Source organism: Bacillus sp. FSL K6-0073 (genome assembly GCF_038006085.1).
GTDB lineage: Bacteria > Bacillota > Bacilli > Bacillales > Bacillaceae_G > Bacillus_A > Bacillus_A cereus.
Genome location: NZ_JBBOUN010000001.1, coordinates 2,928,895 through 2,944,452 on the forward strand (window position 1 = coordinate 2,928,895; position 15,558 = coordinate 2,944,452).

Here is a 15,558-nt window from a genome sequence, read left to right on the forward strand (position 1 = left end):
AATCATTCAATGACTAAATCCGCCCTATCCCTCGGCAATTCCGTTTCTAAGTAATAATCCTCTGCTTTCCAATACCTATTTTCAAATTTTGAAAGGTTTTTCTGTGTCTCCTCACTCTCACGTAGAAACCTTGTCTCTCTTGGACAGTCCAAATAGACCATATAATGAAAGAAATCTCTCCATTCTTTTCGCTGCAGAAAAACTCCTTCAATAACAATTACCCCTACAATAGGAATCTGTACTTTTTCCATTTCACATATATCTGTTTCTTCATGAAAGAAAGGTAATTTCAATTTTGTTTCATGTTGTAGCTTTTGAAAAAATTTCTGCCTTAGCCATTCAATGTCCCATTGTAAATAATAATACTCGTACCATTCTTCATATCCAGTATGATATCGTTTATTACGCTCCACTATGTGATCATCAATATGGAAAATATGAAACGGAATGCCTTCTTGTTTCATATTTTCTTTTAAATTGGTTACGAATGTTGTTTTTCCAGATCGGCTTAAACCATCTATACCTAAAATGAATCTATTTTCCCTATGCTTCTTCATAATCGTTATAAGTTCGTTTGTGCTCATTACTTCTTCCACTCTTCTTTTAATAAAGAATATAAAATAGTATCATGAGCAACTCCATTTTGAATCATATGTTTTCGAAGTAATCCTTCTTCTTGAAATCCTGCTTTTATTAACAATTTTTGAGAAGATTTATTTTCTACATATACAACCGCTGCGATTCTTATTAGTTGCAGCATTTCAAATCCGTAAGCTAAAATCGCTTGTAATGCTTCCGATGCATATCCTTGTCCCCAATATGTATCATCTAATTCATAACCAATTTCAGCTCGTTTATGATTATTATTAATTAAATGAAATCCGCACGTTCCGATTAATTGGCCCGTCCCTTTTTTCTCGATTCCCCAGCGAAATACACTGCCCTCTTCATAACGATTTTTAAACGTTTGAATCGTTGTTTTCGCTTGCTCAATATTTTCAAAAGAATCCATTCCGAAATAACGTATAACTGATTCTTTCGAAAAATATTGGAACATCGTTTCTGCATCTAATAGTGTAAGTTCTCTTAATCGTAAACGTTCTGTTTCTAGTTTCGGAAATCCCATCTCTCTTTCTCCCTCTATTCTAATGAACTGCAAATTTCAATATAATTTCCATCTGGATCAGCAATGTAGGCAATTGTTTGCCCCCACGGTTTTACAATTGGTTCAACTAAAACCTTAATACCTTGTCCTCTAAATTGCTCAATCGTTTCTAATACATTCTCAACAACGAATCCTAATTCGAAATGAGAAGACTGTAATTTACCTTCTGTAAGCGGTAGTCCTGTTAATTCTTTCACATCTTGCCGCGTATTCATCGCTAAAATGGTAGTTCCAGTATTAAATTCAATATATGTACCGTGCTCTGCTTTTATAGGTAACTGTAAAATATCTTTATAGAATTTTAAACATTCCTCAAACTTTTCTACATATAAAATGATGTACTTCATTTTCAAATCCATTTTACATCCCCCTTTGTATCTATCCCTAAAATTTCGACAAAAGTCTCACAAAAACCTTGTTCCTTGTAGTAATGAGCAAAAAAAATGAGGCCGATTTCTCGGCCCCCCAGCTTATTGGCATAAAACAGGAGATTTGGTTTGGACATAACCAGTTCGTACTTTTATTATATTTTATTTTTTCTGAATTTTAAATACATTAAACACCTATTTATATTGAGAAAGTTTTTTGCTTGCATAAAATTAAAGATTTTAAGAAATGATACAAATGGAGGTGTATACATATGGAACCAATGCTATGTCCAAGCTGTAAAACGAATCGTACTCGCTTTAATATTCTTGAGCAACAAGTAAAACCAGTCAAAATAAATCCACAAACTGGTCAAGTAGAAGAAGAATACACAAATGAAACGATGAATGCTTTTCATATGGCCTATCAAGGACCTACATACCGTGTCCAATGTGCTGTATGCGGACTTGTTGAAAACCCTGAACAATTTATTAAACCTGCGCAAAATCAGTCTTTCTAATAAAAACATGATTATCCCTTGTAGAAATAGATTTTTCTATAAGGGATTTTTCCGTTTAATAACTTAATTAAAAATGTATTTCTTCCTTATTATATGTTAAACTTCGCACTCTTTTGGAAATGTTTACATAAGCGAGGTAAAACAAATAATAAAAAAATAACGCTTCTATCAATATTTCTACTATTAACTTGCCATATAGTCATCTTTTACTTTTGGATCTTCGATTGGGAGAAAATAACGACTCCTTACGGTCTAACAATATGGTTTGTTTCTACTATTTATAGTCTTTTACTTTACTACCATTTTAAAAATTAAAAATCTAATAAATTAATATTAATTGCTAGTTCGTTATTATTGATTATTTCTTCTTCATTTATGATTTTTTTAGGTGTTGTTACTGGTATTATGGTATTATCTTTGTAACTGTTAGTTCTATGAATTAAAAAGTTGGTCTTTTATTATATAAAAAAGAATGAACAAAATAAATATATATAGAAATTAGAGAAGTTGATTCCCATCAATATCTTCTCTAAGAATATCACTCTTTGTTAAAATATTTCCTTTTTCAACTTTTTAATCTTCCTAAATAAATTAATAAACGCATATAAATATATACAAACTAAAAACCCAACCATACCTTTATATAATCCTGATTCTGATACTCCAAGAAAACATAAGTAAAGCACTGGAATTAACATTACAAACATAATTGCAACGAACTGTATCAATTCAACAAATTTTTGTATCTTCGTTTCTTTGTCTGAATAAATATCAGGTAACTCATTTTCCTCGTCTACTTCTTTACAAAAATAATTCCACTTCGCAAAACTCGTTACATGTTTCCATCCACACATTTCATATATTTCAATATATTCTTTTTGTTTTTCTTTTGAATCTTTATAATCCAGTCTAAAATCCGCTTTATATACTACATCTTTTGGTTCAGTTTTCTTAAACGTATACATTACATTATACTTTTGTAAAGCCCATCCTTTTTGATGCATTTTTCTTAAAAAAGCTTCTTCTTTTTCCAAGCTCCATATCGCAAAAGGTTTGAATACCTTCTTTGTCTCCATTTCCCATTCACTCCCCTAATATACTATTTCCATTCCTTACAGATCTCTGCAATCTGTTATATTCTAGCTCTAACACTTCTCTCCCAAACGGCGTTAACTTATAGCACTTCTTTCTATCTGTAGAGGCAACTTCAACAATTAATTTTTCTTTAAGTAATTTCGTCGTATTCCCGTATAAAGTACCAGGACCGAGCTTTACTTCCCCATTTGTCATCTCTTCTACCATTTGCATAATTCCATATCCGTGCATTGGTTTCACTAGTGATAACAGTATGTAATATGTCGCCTCAGTTAACGGAATATATTTTTGCGCCTTCGCATTCATTATAACTACCTCCGATACATCGCCTTATGATATATCGACTAGCGATACATCGTATATCGATATTTTATAATCATATTCCAAAATATGCAAGAGTAATTTAATAATTAAATATCCATTTCTTTGAATTAAAAAATGATACAAACTTTCTGAATAATTTGTTAAAATATAGGAATATTAGCTCTTTTATAATGAAAGGAATGGTACATATGATACATAAATTGAAAGGAAACATCGGATCTGTGTTTGTTGGGAAAGAAAATGTTATTGATCTACTGCTCGTTTCACTTCTTGCTGATGGACATGTACTGCTCGAAGACGTGCCTGGTACTGGGAAGACGTTACTGGCGAAAACCATTTCCAAAAGTATTGGTGGTAGTTTTTCTCGCGTTCAATTCACCCCTGATGTACTTCCAAGTGATGTAACAGGTATTGAATACTTCAACCCAAAAACAAGCGAATTCGAATTAAGAATTGGACCAGTTATGACAAACATTTTGCTAGCAGATGAAATTAACCGTGCAATGCCGAGAACGCAGTCGAGTTTGTTAGAAGCGATGGAAGAACGACAAGTGACGCTTGAGAAGCAGTCAACTCCTCTGCCGAAACCGTTCTTTGTTATTGCGACGCAAAACCCAATTGAATCACAAGGGCCTTTCCCTCTTCCAGATGCACAGCTTGATCGCTTTTTAATGACGATTTCAATCGGTTATCCTACTCCTAAAGATGAGCTACAAATGATGCGACGTTTTCGGAACGATTTACCATTAGAAAGTGTCACATCTGTCATCTCATTAGAAGATATTTTAGAATCTCAAAAACGAGTAAAAGAAATATTTGTTTCGGAACCGTTAGAACATTACATTATTAAACTTGCTCATGCTACAAGAAATCATGATTATATCGCTAACGGTGTAAGCCCACGTGCCACATTAGCTTTAGTACGTGCTGTTCAAGCTTTAGCCTTTTTACATGGGAGAGAATATTGCACACCAGAAGATATACAATTGTTAGTTCCTTCTGTTTGGAATCACCGTATCGTCTTATCAATGGAAGGTGCATTACGTACGACAAAAAATGATATTATGAAAAGTATTTTAAAAGAAGTTGACGTACCTGTGGAGATTGAGCAAGCATGAATGGACAGCGTGTTGTAACTGTACCTTTATTTTTTCAACTCCATATTATTCAACTAACCGTTCCAATCGCGTTACTTTTCACATTCTTTTTCCCGCAACGAATGCTTATGTTTCTCTTTTTCTTCTATTATATATTTGCGATTTTTATTTATAAATATGTGGCTTTCATAGAGAAGAAGTTTCAAATCATAAATGAGAAACAAACTACACGGCTTTTTCCTGAGGAATCTGGACAGTTTTTTATTCATTTAAAAAATGGAGCCAGCATACCGCTCGTTAATGGTGTTTGTTACTTTCATTTAAATTCGTCCCTTATACCGCATAAAGAGCAAGGCATTGAACAAATATCAAAAACATTATTCTCTTTCCCATTTTCACAACCTGCACATTCGGCACAAAAATGGGGTTTAACATTAACCGCAACGAAGCGTGGTGTGTTTCAAATTGAACAGTTTGAATGTGTATTAAAAGATCCATTTCATCTATTAACTGTACATTTACCTGTTTTTGATAAATTAAGGACTGAAATTATTGTGTATCCTTCTCCTAAAGAAGTAGCAGGTTTGCAAGAACTTCAGCAACTTTTGAATGGATTTTATCGAACGAATTTTTCTTTTTACAATGATGAAACATCTATTATCGGTGTAAAGCGATATGAGCGTGAGTCTTTCCGCTCTATTCATTGGAAGGCATCTGCTAAAATGCAGGAATTACAAGCGAAGCAATATGAACCTGTAAAAAATTATAGTTGGACGATTTGTCTTTCTTTAGCTGCCGATCGTGGATTTGGTTGGAAAGATAATGTAGAAGAACTTATTTCATATGCAACATACATTTTCCAGTACACAACGAAGCACCACATTCCGTTTGAATTGTTTATTAGTGTATTAGCAGAAGGCGGTGCATTACATGTACCGTTAAATGAAGGACAAACACAATATGCAAAAGCTTTAGAAGAATTAGCCCGTATTTCAGATGATAGTACGTTACTTCCGAAACAAGGATTCCTTCATTATGTAAAGAGAAAGAGAGAACGATCGTCTACAATGATATACATTGGTTTACAAAGAAATGAACTCCCTCTTCTCTCGCAGCCAACGTTTCTCATTACTAGTGAAGGGATGGTGGAATCGGTTGAAAACTTGGCTATATCACATTCATGATTTCATTCTGCTCCTCCTGCTTTCATTATTAACAGAAAGAGATGAACTAATTAGTATTGCAATATTTTTAACAACAGGCTATATTGGAGTATTTCTTATTCATAAATTTATGCAGAAAAAAACAACAGGATTTGTAATACTTTTAGTTCTTCAAATCGTTCTTTTCTCTTTATTTTTACCTTTTTCTCTTTTTGGCACAATCATATTACCACTATTTTTCTTTATCGTACATGTGGTCGGACCTGGATATCCAGTTCAAAAATCTTTAGGTGGTATTGTATGGTTTGTCGTTTCAGTTATATTTTATGCACCCTTTCCACCGTTGTGGAAACTATTAATGTTAGCCTTGCATCTTATGATTACATTTTGGTTAACCGGGGCAAATCGCAAACAACAACTATTACGTTTTGCTTCTATCATTACGATTGGCTTAATGAGTATATTAATTGTTCAAATATTTCCTTTCATTCGACTTATTTTTGGTTTTATAACGGAAGTAGTCGCATTAGGCGTCGGCTATGCTTTAATGCCATTAATTAAAGCAGCGGAATTAAAAGATACTGAAGATGTTTGGGCAAATAAAGGACATCTCTTAAAACCAAAAATTGAAGACGGAAAAAAAATTCCTGATTTTGATCCAATACTCATAAATAGCGCTACAATAATAGTCCGTACAGCTATCGCTATTTACGTCGTTTGGAAAATAGTAAAAAAACGAAAACATTTAAGTTTACCAAATATGCCCGCCTTCGAATCTACTATCATTACTGATAAAGAAGGAATGAGCCAAAATCCTTTTAAACGAAATAAACCGCCACATAACGAAATTCGGAAGGAAATTTTCAAGCTAGAGAGTAAGTTAACCCCTCCTTTAAATAGAAAACGGGGAGAAACTGTTGAGACTTGGCTAGAAAGAATAAACGATGAAGAAGATGTAAATATTCAAAGTGATATTATTATAGATGCTTATAATACTGTGCGTTATTCAAATGGTGCAAACACTGTACTTCTACATGAATTTAAGGAAGAGATTCATAAGCTTTATGCATATCAAAAAAGTTTGAAGAAACGAAAGAAATAACGTAATAAAAAGACTCCTATTTTTTCATAGGAGTCTTTTTATACTTCTAGGTTGCTTTTTAAATGGAAGCATTCTTCCCTGCTTCAATTTCTAATGACTCTTCATGCCACCAAAGTGTTTCTTCAGGGTCTTCTTTAGCGATTAGGTGTGCTTCTTTTTTCGTTTCTACTGTAGGATATGAACCTTTTAGCGCACGCCCTGAAGTCGTAACGAATAGTACACTAAATACAACTAATCCAATAATACTTACACCTGCTAAATAAAATGCCGGTGCGAGCGGGTTACCAGTTGCATGAACTAAGTATGAACATACGAGCGGTGTTGTTCCACCGAATATCGATACAGAAATATTAAATGAGATTGAAAGTGCTCGATAACGTACATCAGTGAAAAAGAGTGATGGTAATAATGAAGGTAATGTTCCTTCATATACACTTAAAAAGAAACCTAATACGAAAATACCTGCAAATATAGCTGCAATATGTCCGTTACCTATTAGTAAAAATGCTGGAATTGCAAATACAGTTAAACCAAGTAAACCAATTTGCACAACGCGTTTATTACCAATTTTATCACTTAATTTACCGAAATATAGTGCTAGTGGAATCATAAGTGCCATCGTAATAGAAATAATTAATAGGCCTGTTGTTTCTTCGACTTTAAGTACTTGAGTTAGATAAGAAGGAATATACGAAAGAATCATATAATTTGTAATATTAAAGAAGGCGACAATTACTGTGCTTAATAAGAAGTCTTTTTTGTGATACTTAATAATGTCCATAAATGAAAATTGTTCATTGTCTTCAGATTCCTCTTGTGCTTTTTCCATCTCTTCAAAGATTGGAGATTCATCTAGATGACGGCGTAAGTATAAACCGACCAAACCAATTGGTGCAGCTACTAAGAACGGAATACGCCATCCCCAGCTGAGCATTTGCTCATCTGTTAACAATAACGTCAAAATGGTAACAATTACCGATGCAGCAATGTAACCTGAGAGTGTTCCAATTTCAAGACCACTACCGAGTATACCACGCTTTTTATCTGGAGAAGATTCTGCGATATAAACCATTGCTCCTGAATATTCGCCGCCTGTAGAGAAGCCTTGAATCATTCGGGCAACTAAAAGTAGTATTGGTGCCCATACACCAATTTGTTCATAGGTTGGTAGTAATGCGATGAATAATGTAGAAAGTGCCATTAAAATAATAGTAGTACTTAACACGATTTTTCGGCCGTACTTATCTCCTATTCTACCAAAGAATACACCTCCGATTGGTCGAACGAGAAAGGCTGCTGCAAATGTACCGAATGTAAGTACAAGTTGCAATCCACTATTATCAACACCTGAGAAGAATAATTGACTTAAAATTACCGCTAAATACGCGTATAATCCGAAGTCAAACCACTCCATTGCGTTCCCTATACCAGTAGCAATTACTGCTTTCCTGGCTTGTTTAGGATTGACAATATTAACGTCTTGAGGTTCAAAATTTAAATCATTATTTTGTTGCATATAATAAAACAGCTCCTTTTTTAATTTAACTTCTTTAAGCACACCTTCTCTTATTGAATAAAATTAATTCGAAGCACTTAAGGGAAATCAACGTCTCCTTGTCTGTTATTATTATTTCACATAATTAATTATTTGTCCAATTAAATGCTCTTTTTGTATAAATTTACACCCTATTTAACTTTTTATAAAATGAAGTTTAGGCTATATAATATATACCTTTACACTATAAATGAACCTTTCATTTATTTATATTTATAACGTTTCTATAATTGCTTCCTCTAACTTAGAAATCAGTAACTTTTACTAAAGATTTGCATATATTTAAAAAGTGAACTCATTAGCTCGAATTCTGTTTTATTACATTCAACTATTAATATTATTGTATTTTTAAAGGAGGTTGTTTTATGTTGGAAATAATACTTTTACTTGCTACTGTTTCTTTTCTCTTTATTATTTCTGGATTTTTCATTACCTTAAAACAATATAAAGAAATTAAAAATATAAAGACTATATTAACTACAAAAAAAGAAAATGAGAAAACTTCATCTGAGAACTCCGTCCCGTTGCAATTAGACCTTAGTGTTCTCAATAATTTGCTCGCTTCTGGAATAAATAAAAACTCTAATTCAAGTAATGAAAATTGTGAGTCTGATAAAAACAAATGATTGTTATGCTTATAACAAAAGGAAAATATATCTCCTATTTTATCTAATCTTATTAACAACTACCTCTGATTAAAAAGGAGACTGCTTATGTGTAAACATTCAATTTCTATTATTATCCCTATACAACATAAAATAAAAAATTTAACTGGAATTTTGAAAGCATGTGAACAACTACAGCCTTTAGAAATTATCCTTACTATTAACGGATATACCCAGGATTCAATTGGGAGTGCAGATTCCTACAATTGTGAAATTATTACACTAGAAGAACCGATAGAATCTCCTAATCTTTATGTAATTGGTGCAAAAAAAGCAAAGGGGCAGTATCTCTTATTTTTAGATGAAAATTACATGGTTCCCCCCTCCTTACTTATACAATTTCTTCAACCATTACTAAATGGATGTGCTGACGTCGTATTAAATAATTTAGATGATTTTTTTTATCAAAAACAACAGCCCAATTTAGCAATGATTTGGCAGCAAGTTACAAATCATTTTTTTTATCGCCCAGATTTAAATATTAACTCCTTATTATTTCCCCCCTATGCAATGACAAAAGAAGTACTTGAGGTAATTAATCCAGATAATTTATCAAATCCCATATTGGCACAAATGAAAATTATTGAACATAAATTTCGGATTTGCGATCAATTAAACATTCCTATCCCTCAAGTTCTCCCTTTTCCTTCAACTCAACTCATTCATTATCATCTTGAAGCCATTGCAAATTGGATAAGTAAAATGCAAGATCCAAGAGGAAACTATACCGATAATAATCGAAAGCGGGATATTATTTTAGGGCTTCAAAACGGAGAACAAAAATCCATTCCAAAAATAATTACAGGTAAAGAGTTTTATTCAAATACTTATGGAGATCAACAATTATCAGTTATCATCCCTGTTCAAAATGAAGAAAAAATGATAGAATCTGTCATTTTTGAGGTACAAAAATTAAAACCTTTTGAAATTATTATTATTGTTAATGGATCAACAGATAAAACAGAGGAATTGGCGAAGGGTTGCGGTGCAACAGTTATAAGCTACGAAGAAGCACTTGGAAATGATACAGGACGTGCTGTTGGTGCCTTTTTTGCAAAAGGTGAAATACTATTATTTATAGATGGAGATTTCTTAATTTCTAGTCATGATTTATTACCATTTGTACAATCTATTCAAAACGGCACAGACTTAGCTTTAAATAAACTAGAGCACTACTATATGTATCGTCTACCGTATTCTATCGTCACCGCATGTAAATATGCTGTTAATTTAGCATGTAATCGAAAAGATTTAGGTATGGGATCCACAACTGCTGTCCCTCATGCTTTTAGTCGAAAATGCATTCATACAATTGGGTTTGATTCACTTCTTTCTCCAACCTTAAGTCAAGTGAAAACAATTTTAGCAGGGTTTCATGTGCAAAATGTCCATTCTGTCGACGTCGATAAGCTGAATCGTGTTCGACCTGAAAAACACTTCTCACAGGAAGGTTGCCTTTCATTAGCAACACAACAAATCATTGGTGATCATATAGAAGCAATTTCTTACCTCATTGAACAAAAAAGAGGTAAAGAGTGCTTTTAATTACACATCCAATCTACCAAATAATATATTATTTCATTTTAAATATATGACCGAATAAAAAAGATGGTTTGTAACCATCTTTTTTGTCTTTACATCAATTCAAAAGAAAAGTAGAAGGCAGGTTTTTCATTTCTGTATCTTCTTAAGAAGTTTGAAAAGAGAGGCTTGTTAATGAAGAGTCAACACTTAAATCATCATTTAGTGCAATTGAGAAACATGCAACTAATGGTAAAGTAATAACAATTGATCCACTAGGACTAATTACAATAGTAGGACTTGTCCCACATGTGCCTCCACAATCGACTACTGCATCAATTCCACTACCAGGGGTAATTGTAATTTTAAGACACACATCTAAACAAACATTATTCGTAGTACATGCCATAACTCTCCCTCCTTTCTCTTAACAATATATGCAGTTAGTTAAATTCGGACACGACTCTCCTACTAAATTTTATAAATTAGATGCTATTTTACTATTCGTTTTATAGGCAATTAACGTTTGATTAAACTATCTAAATTAACTAAGAAACTCAAATCATCTTTCACTGCAATAGAAATACATGCGATAAATGGTATTACATTAAAATTAGACATACATTCATCATTGCACCTTACGAATATTTCTGCGCCACCATTTGGATTGACTTTAGTTTCTAAATAAATCTTTAAATACCTTTTATTGATGTAAAAAAAGGTATTCTCTCCTTTCTTACATCTAATATTAAGTTAATTTCGTTACTGCTTTATTTACTCTTTACTTTATATACTTATAATAAATTGAAATAAAAAAGTAAAAACTTCTTCATGTATTTGAAGAAGTTTTTACTTTTCACTTACACTGAATTAAAAAAGCAATTTTTAAAATTTTGTTTTTATCCCAATACGTAACTCATACTTTATCCGTTGCTATTTCAAGCCGATTAATAAAGTAGCTTCCAAATTAAAATAAATCTTTAAAATCCCTATTCTTTAGTAAATAAGAAAACCCTTCTACATGATCGCCGGTAATTCTCAATACAGCTGGTGGATGTCCTACTGTTGCAAAGTGTTCATTTGGACGAATACGATTTGGTTTCATTACATCTACAAAATGGACACATTCGACTTTATACCCTTCTAATATTGCCTTTACTTGTGCAACACACGCTGTGTGAAGAGTGTCCCAGCCAATTCCCTCTAAACATTTTCTACTAATAGCATGGGGAACAGCAATTGTAGATCCTACCCCTAAATCTTTACGGTTACAAGCAATATTCAATATATATTTATATAAACTTACAATATATAGAGGAAATCTAAGATTTAAATTTAAATCATTTAAAACCATATCAACACCATCCGCAACAGCTTGCGTTAACGGATGAAGATCTTTTGCTGGAATAGCAAAATCAGCATCAATAAAGAGAAGTATATCCCCTGTGGCTTCTTGTGCACCAATTGCCCGTCCTACATCATGCCCTAATCTTTCTTCATAAACAATTACTGTTGCCCCTGATTGCTTAGCGATTACTTCTGTCTGATCTGTTGACCCATTAATGACAACAATTATTTCTTTCGGTTCAATTTTTCTTGCTTCAAGAATAACTTCTTTAATCGTTGATTCTTCATTTTGTGCTGGTATAATAATTGATAACTGTTTTCCATTATAAATTGATGAATTCATTCCCCATCCTTTATGGAAACGTGAATAATTCTTTTGTTTTTTTAACTGCTCTATAATTTCTCTTTTTCTTCCTCCATCTGTATAGTTACCTCTATCATCTTTTCGTTGTAACCAACTCTCCAAAGCTTTTATATTTTCTTTAATCTCATATACTTCTAATTTAGTTAATTCACTTTTATAGAAAGAGGTTTTGTTTGCGAGCATATTATTCAAGGAGGTGTTAGTGATGGCTGACGAGGATTGTAGTCGCCACCCTTTCTCAATAAGAGTTACTTGGGACAGAATAGGGTTCTGCAAGATATCATATCCAATGTCTTCAATTGCTTTTTTAGTAATAGCATATGGCATAGATAACATCGAATCATATTTTAAATCCATACGCCCCAATACATCGTTTACTATTTTTCTATACACCATAGCAATACTTGGCCATTCTACTCTCATCTTTTCAAAACATACGGAGTCTATGTTATTTAAGATTACATCCTGTTCCTTTTTCAGTATCGGTTCTATAAATCGCTCTAATTCTACCGAAAAAATAACATCTTCCCCATCTAAAAATAAGACTACATCACCATTGGCGATTTTTGCCCCATGAACTGGTGCTTTCCGTTTACTTTTCTCCTCAATCACAACAACGTTACTTTCAACAAATGTTGGTATAGATTGTATCGCACTCATTCTATCATCAGCTACAATAATAATTTCTATCGGTTTTATATGCTGCACTTTATTTAAAATTTGATTCAATTTTGATTTTTCTTCTCCTAAAACTATAACGACTGATAGGTCCACTTCTTTTTGTTCTTCTTTTACAGTCTGATTAGGTTTTACTTTTTTTATATATTCAATTGTTTCACTCTTCCCTACAGCTGCATGCCCTGCTTTTTTATCAAAATATAAGTCAATTATAATTTGATTTACTTCCGTGTCTTTATCAAGTTGCTCTAATTCGGAAATAAATGGTAGCAAATGATTTTGCACATCAAATTCACACGCGAAATTTTGCAAAAAATAAATATTCGGTACATATTTAATGTGATTAAAAAATTTCACAACATTAATTCTTTCGCCAAATTTCTCCTCAACTTCTTCTCTTGATAAATTTGGATAAGACAAATCGAAAACTAGATTTATTGGTACAGGTATCCATTTTAATAAATTTGTTTGAGGATTATTAATTAAAGCTGTGGAGCCCTTAACGAATCCAGCTAAAATTAAAGACATAAATCCTCCCCCGGAACTGCCATAAAACAACACATTTTTCGAATCAACTTTTAACTTTGCAAATACTATTTCTAAAATATTTGCTATATCTTGTAAATAAAATCTATTTAACTCTCCCTGTCCCCAGCCTAAAGATAATTTTCCAAGATATAACGTAGGGTCATTATAATATATAACAGTATCTTCAAATTCATCCATCCAAGAATGTCGATTAAAAATAGGTGGACCAATTGGCTGTTCTTGAAACCCACCTGCTCCGGATCCAAAAACAATAGTGTTAGAAGTATCGGGCTTAATACGAATTAAAAATTCATACGTTACTTTATCCCAATCAACCTTGAGTATAAATGGTTCTGTAATTTGAAAATCCATTTGCCATAATTGTTCATATGAAATGTTAATTTTTTTGTACTGGTCTAACAGTTTAATCACCCTTTCCATCTATTTCAAGATGTTCTATTAAGTAAGAGAGAGCTTCAACGTGATCACCAATTATTCTTAATACTGCCGGAGGATGTCCATTGTAACTTACATTCTCCATTAAACGAATTCTATTCGGTTTTACAACATCAACGTAATGTACACATTCTACTCTATACCCTTGTAATATAGCTTTTACTTGTGCAAGACTAGGGCATAGTAAGCTTTCCCAGCCTATTGCATCTAAACATGATCTACTCATAGCATGTGGAATTGCTACTAATGAGCCATTGCTTAATTCTGGACGATTATATGCTAAATTAAGCATATATTTTACGACGTCTACAACATAAAACGGAGGATGTAACATCGGATTCAAATCATTTAATGCTATGTCTACACCAGCTGAAACTGCTTTTGTAAAATGATGCAAATTACTTCCTGAAACACTAAAATCACCATCAATAAATAAAAGAATATCTCCTGTAGCTTCAAGCGCTCCAATAGCACGTCCAACATTATGACCAAGTCGTTCGTTATATTCAATAATAGTAACACCAAGTCTTTTAGCAATATTAGCCGTTTGATCTGTCGAACCATTTACAACGACAATTATTTCTAGTGGTTCTATTTTTCTCGCCTCAAGTATTACTTGTTCTATAGTCTCTTCTTCATTTTGTACTGGTATAATGACAGAAAGTTGTTTCCCGTTATAAATTGAAGAATGCATTCCCCAGCCTCGATGATACGAAGGATACTGCTTGCTTTCACCTAATCTTTGAATAATATCTCTTCTTTTTCCTGCATCAGTAAATCCTACTCTTCTTCCCTTTTTCTCTATCCATTTGGATATACCAATTAAATATTTTTCCACTTTCTCTTTTTCATTTTCTAATAATTCTTTTTTAAATAAATACCCTTCTTCTTCTAACATTTCATCTTTAGATAACGTTCTTATTGCATATTGATTGTTAATCCGCCAGCCTTGATTCACTATGTTCATATGAGCTAGAACGATATCTTTTATATAATCAAAGCCGATATTTACCACTACTTCTTTCGTAAGTGCATATGGTAATGAAAGTATTGAATTGCTTTTTAAATCTGGTCGACTTAAAATTTCATTTAACATTTTTCTCCAAACAATATCCATATTCGGACATTTACCAACTTCTATAAATTTATCTATTCTGTTTAATACTACATCCGCCTGATTTGTAACAACTGGCTCAATAAAATTCTTCATTTCAGTTGAAGATAATAAAAAATTACTATCTACAAATAACAATACATCTCCTTTTGCTGCCTTTACAGAAGCTTCATACCCATCATAATACGTACTATATTTATCCATCAAAACAATATGGCATTTATGTTTCTTTGCTATTTCATACAAATTACTTCTATCGTTAGGAACGAAAATTATAATTTCAAGAGGATTTAGCTTCCATATAGATTGAATTGACTCTTCTAACATTTGCTCTCTTTCACTGTACAAAATAATAACCGTTAACGATTTCATTACACGCCCCCTTTACACATTATGTGACATAAAATATTAAGTATTACCATTTCCTATGAATTTGCTACTTTATTAACATATTCAAAAGTGAATTATACTGTGTAAAAACAACCGTCTATTTTTAAA

15 protein-coding genes and 1 pseudogene are annotated in these 15,558 nt (G+C 32.5%); 7 read left to right on the forward strand and 9 right to left on the reverse strand.

Annotated features, from left to right (window positions below):
* Positions 1 to 2: 2 nt before the first annotated feature.
* From MHB52_RS15240 to MHB52_RS15250, 3 genes are read right to left on the reverse strand one after another with little or no spacing between them, the layout of a single operon-like run.
* Entirely contained in the window at positions 3 to 584 is a 582-nt protein-coding gene (locus MHB52_RS15240) for a kinase (RefSeq protein ID WP_000106120.1), read from the reverse strand.
* Complete coding sequence (locus tag MHB52_RS15245; protein ID WP_000506678.1) at positions 584 to 1,126, reverse strand: GNAT family N-acetyltransferase; 543 nt, start codon at positions 1,124 to 1,126, stop codon at positions 584 to 586. Before MHB52_RS15245 ends, MHB52_RS15240 begins: the two co-directional genes overlap by 1 nt.
* Before the next feature lie 14 nt (positions 1,127 to 1,140).
* Positions 1,141 to 1,524: a VOC family protein gene (locus MHB52_RS15250; protein ID WP_000364503.1), complete on the reverse strand. Its 384-nt coding sequence runs from the start codon at positions 1,522 to 1,524 to the stop codon at positions 1,141 to 1,143.
* Between the two features lie 281 nt (positions 1,525 to 1,805).
* On the opposite strand from MHB52_RS15250, the gene MHB52_RS15255 reads away from it, so the two are divergent.
* On the forward strand, positions 1,806 to 2,051 hold the full coding sequence (locus MHB52_RS15255; RefSeq protein WP_000433602.1) for a hypothetical protein: 246 nt from the start codon (positions 1,806 to 1,808) through the stop codon (positions 2,049 to 2,051).
* A gap of 93 nt (positions 2,052 to 2,144) precedes the next feature.
* Positions 2,145 to 2,494, forward strand: a pseudogene (locus MHB52_RS15260) (hypothetical protein).
* A gap of 105 nt (positions 2,495 to 2,599) precedes the next feature.
* Here the strand turns inward: MHB52_RS15260 and MHB52_RS15265 are convergent.
* Entirely contained in the window at positions 2,600 to 3,127 is a 528-nt protein-coding gene (locus MHB52_RS15265; RefSeq protein WP_000448424.1) for a DUF2812 domain-containing protein, read from the reverse strand.
* 7 nt (positions 3,128 to 3,134) lie between these two features.
* Entirely contained in the window at positions 3,135 to 3,452 is a 318-nt protein-coding gene (locus MHB52_RS15270; protein WP_016118125.1) for a PadR family transcriptional regulator, read from the reverse strand.
* A 206-nt stretch (positions 3,453 to 3,658) separates the two neighbouring features.
* Between MHB52_RS15270 and MHB52_RS15275 the strand changes: the two genes are divergently transcribed.
* From MHB52_RS15275 to MHB52_RS15285, 3 genes are read left to right on the forward strand one after another with little or no spacing between them, the layout of a single operon-like run.
* On the forward strand, positions 3,659 to 4,588 hold the full coding sequence (locus tag MHB52_RS15275; RefSeq protein WP_061663325.1) for an AAA family ATPase: 930 nt from the start codon (positions 3,659 to 3,661) through the stop codon (positions 4,586 to 4,588).
* Positions 4,585 to 5,751 carry a DUF58 domain-containing protein gene (locus MHB52_RS15280; RefSeq protein ID WP_016118127.1) on the forward strand — a complete coding sequence of 389 codons (1,167 nt, stop codon included), beginning with the start codon at positions 4,585 to 4,587 and terminating at the stop codon, positions 5,749 to 5,751. The genes MHB52_RS15275 and MHB52_RS15280 overlap by 4 nt, the downstream gene beginning before the upstream one ends.
* The gene (locus MHB52_RS15285) at positions 5,723 to 6,832 is read left to right on the forward strand and encodes a DUF4018 domain-containing protein (RefSeq protein WP_061663326.1); all 1,110 of its coding nucleotides are present in this window, start codon (positions 5,723 to 5,725) and stop codon (positions 6,830 to 6,832) included. Before MHB52_RS15280 ends, MHB52_RS15285 begins: the two co-directional genes overlap by 29 nt.
* 58 nt (positions 6,833 to 6,890) lie before the next feature.
* Here MHB52_RS15285 and MHB52_RS15290 read toward each other — a convergent pair whose 3' ends face one another.
* Positions 6,891 to 8,348, reverse strand: coding sequence for an MFS transporter (locus tag MHB52_RS15290; RefSeq protein WP_001186930.1), 1,458 nt, complete (start codon positions 8,346 to 8,348; stop codon positions 6,891 to 6,893).
* A gap of 404 nt (positions 8,349 to 8,752) precedes the next feature.
* On the opposite strand from MHB52_RS15290, the gene MHB52_RS15295 reads away from it, so the two are divergent.
* The gene (locus MHB52_RS15295) at positions 8,753 to 9,013 is read left to right on the forward strand and encodes a hypothetical protein (protein WP_000889739.1); all 261 of its coding nucleotides are present in this window, start codon (positions 8,753 to 8,755) and stop codon (positions 9,011 to 9,013) included.
* An 87-nt stretch (positions 9,014 to 9,100) separates the two neighbouring features.
* Positions 9,101 to 10,597 (forward strand): glycosyltransferase family 2 protein, encoded by a 1,497-nt coding sequence (locus MHB52_RS15300; RefSeq protein ID WP_016118129.1) that lies wholly within the window; start codon positions 9,101 to 9,103, stop codon positions 10,595 to 10,597.
* Between the two features lie 142 nt (positions 10,598 to 10,739).
* On the opposite strand, the gene MHB52_RS15305 is transcribed toward MHB52_RS15300, so the two are convergent.
* The 3 genes from MHB52_RS15305 to MHB52_RS15320 form a co-directional block, all read right to left on the reverse strand.
* Positions 10,740 to 10,982 carry a hypothetical protein gene (locus MHB52_RS15305; protein ID WP_016118130.1) on the reverse strand — a complete coding sequence of 81 codons (243 nt, stop codon included), beginning with the start codon at positions 10,980 to 10,982 and terminating at the stop codon, positions 10,740 to 10,742.
* 558 nt (positions 10,983 to 11,540) lie between these two features.
* The gene (locus tag MHB52_RS15315) at positions 11,541 to 13,862 is read right to left on the reverse strand and encodes a glycosyltransferase family 2 protein (protein ID WP_154698682.1); all 2,322 of its coding nucleotides are present in this window, start codon (positions 13,860 to 13,862) and stop codon (positions 11,541 to 11,543) included.
* Between the two features lie 52 nt (positions 13,863 to 13,914).
* On the reverse strand, positions 13,915 to 15,432 hold the full coding sequence (locus tag MHB52_RS15320) for a glycosyltransferase family 2 protein (RefSeq protein WP_000839317.1): 1,518 nt from the start codon (positions 15,430 to 15,432) through the stop codon (positions 13,915 to 13,917).
* Between the last annotated feature and the right edge of the window lie 126 nt (positions 15,433 to 15,558).

What these genes read in the sequence shown, in the direction of transcription:
- MHB52_RS15240 (WP_000106120.1), bottom strand. Translation starts at nt 584, where the DNA reads ATGAGCACAAACGAACTTATAACGATTATGAAGAAGCATAGGGAAAAT.
- MHB52_RS15245 (WP_000506678.1), bottom strand. Translation starts at nt 1,126, where the DNA reads ATGGGATTTCCGAAACTAGAAACAGAACGTTTACGATTAAGAGAACTT.
- MHB52_RS15250 (WP_000364503.1), bottom strand. Translation starts at nt 1,524, where the DNA reads ATGGATTTGAAAATGAAGTACATCATTTTATATGTAGAAAAGTTTGAG.
- MHB52_RS15255 (WP_000433602.1), top strand. Translation starts at nt 1,806, where the DNA reads ATGGAACCAATGCTATGTCCAAGCTGTAAAACGAATCGTACTCGCTTT.
- MHB52_RS15265 (WP_000448424.1), bottom strand. Translation starts at nt 3,127, where the DNA reads ATGGAGACAAAGAAGGTATTCAAACCTTTTGCGATATGGAGCTTGGAA.
- MHB52_RS15270 (WP_016118125.1), bottom strand. Translation starts at nt 3,452, where the DNA reads ATGAATGCGAAGGCGCAAAAATATATTCCGTTAACTGAGGCGACATAT.
- MHB52_RS15275 (WP_061663325.1), top strand. Translation starts at nt 3,659, where the DNA reads ATGATACATAAATTGAAAGGAAACATCGGATCTGTGTTTGTTGGGAAA.
- MHB52_RS15280 (WP_016118127.1), top strand. Translation starts at nt 4,585, where the DNA reads ATGAATGGACAGCGTGTTGTAACTGTACCTTTATTTTTTCAACTCCAT.
- MHB52_RS15290 (WP_001186930.1), bottom strand. Translation starts at nt 8,348, where the DNA reads ATGCAACAAAATAATGATTTAAATTTTGAACCTCAAGACGTTAATATT.
- MHB52_RS15295 (WP_000889739.1), top strand. Translation starts at nt 8,753, where the DNA reads ATGTTGGAAATAATACTTTTACTTGCTACTGTTTCTTTTCTCTTTATT.
- MHB52_RS15300 (WP_016118129.1), top strand. Translation starts at nt 9,101, where the DNA reads ATGTGTAAACATTCAATTTCTATTATTATCCCTATACAACATAAAATA.
- MHB52_RS15305 (WP_016118130.1), bottom strand. Translation starts at nt 10,982, where the DNA reads ATGGCATGTACTACGAATAATGTTTGTTTAGATGTGTGTCTTAAAATT.
- MHB52_RS15315 (WP_154698682.1), bottom strand. Translation starts at nt 13,862, where the DNA reads ATGGATTTTCAAATTACAGAACCATTTATACTCAAGGTTGATTGGGAT.
- MHB52_RS15320 (WP_000839317.1), bottom strand. Translation starts at nt 15,432, where the DNA reads ATGAAATCGTTAACGGTTATTATTTTGTACAGTGAAAGAGAGCAAATG.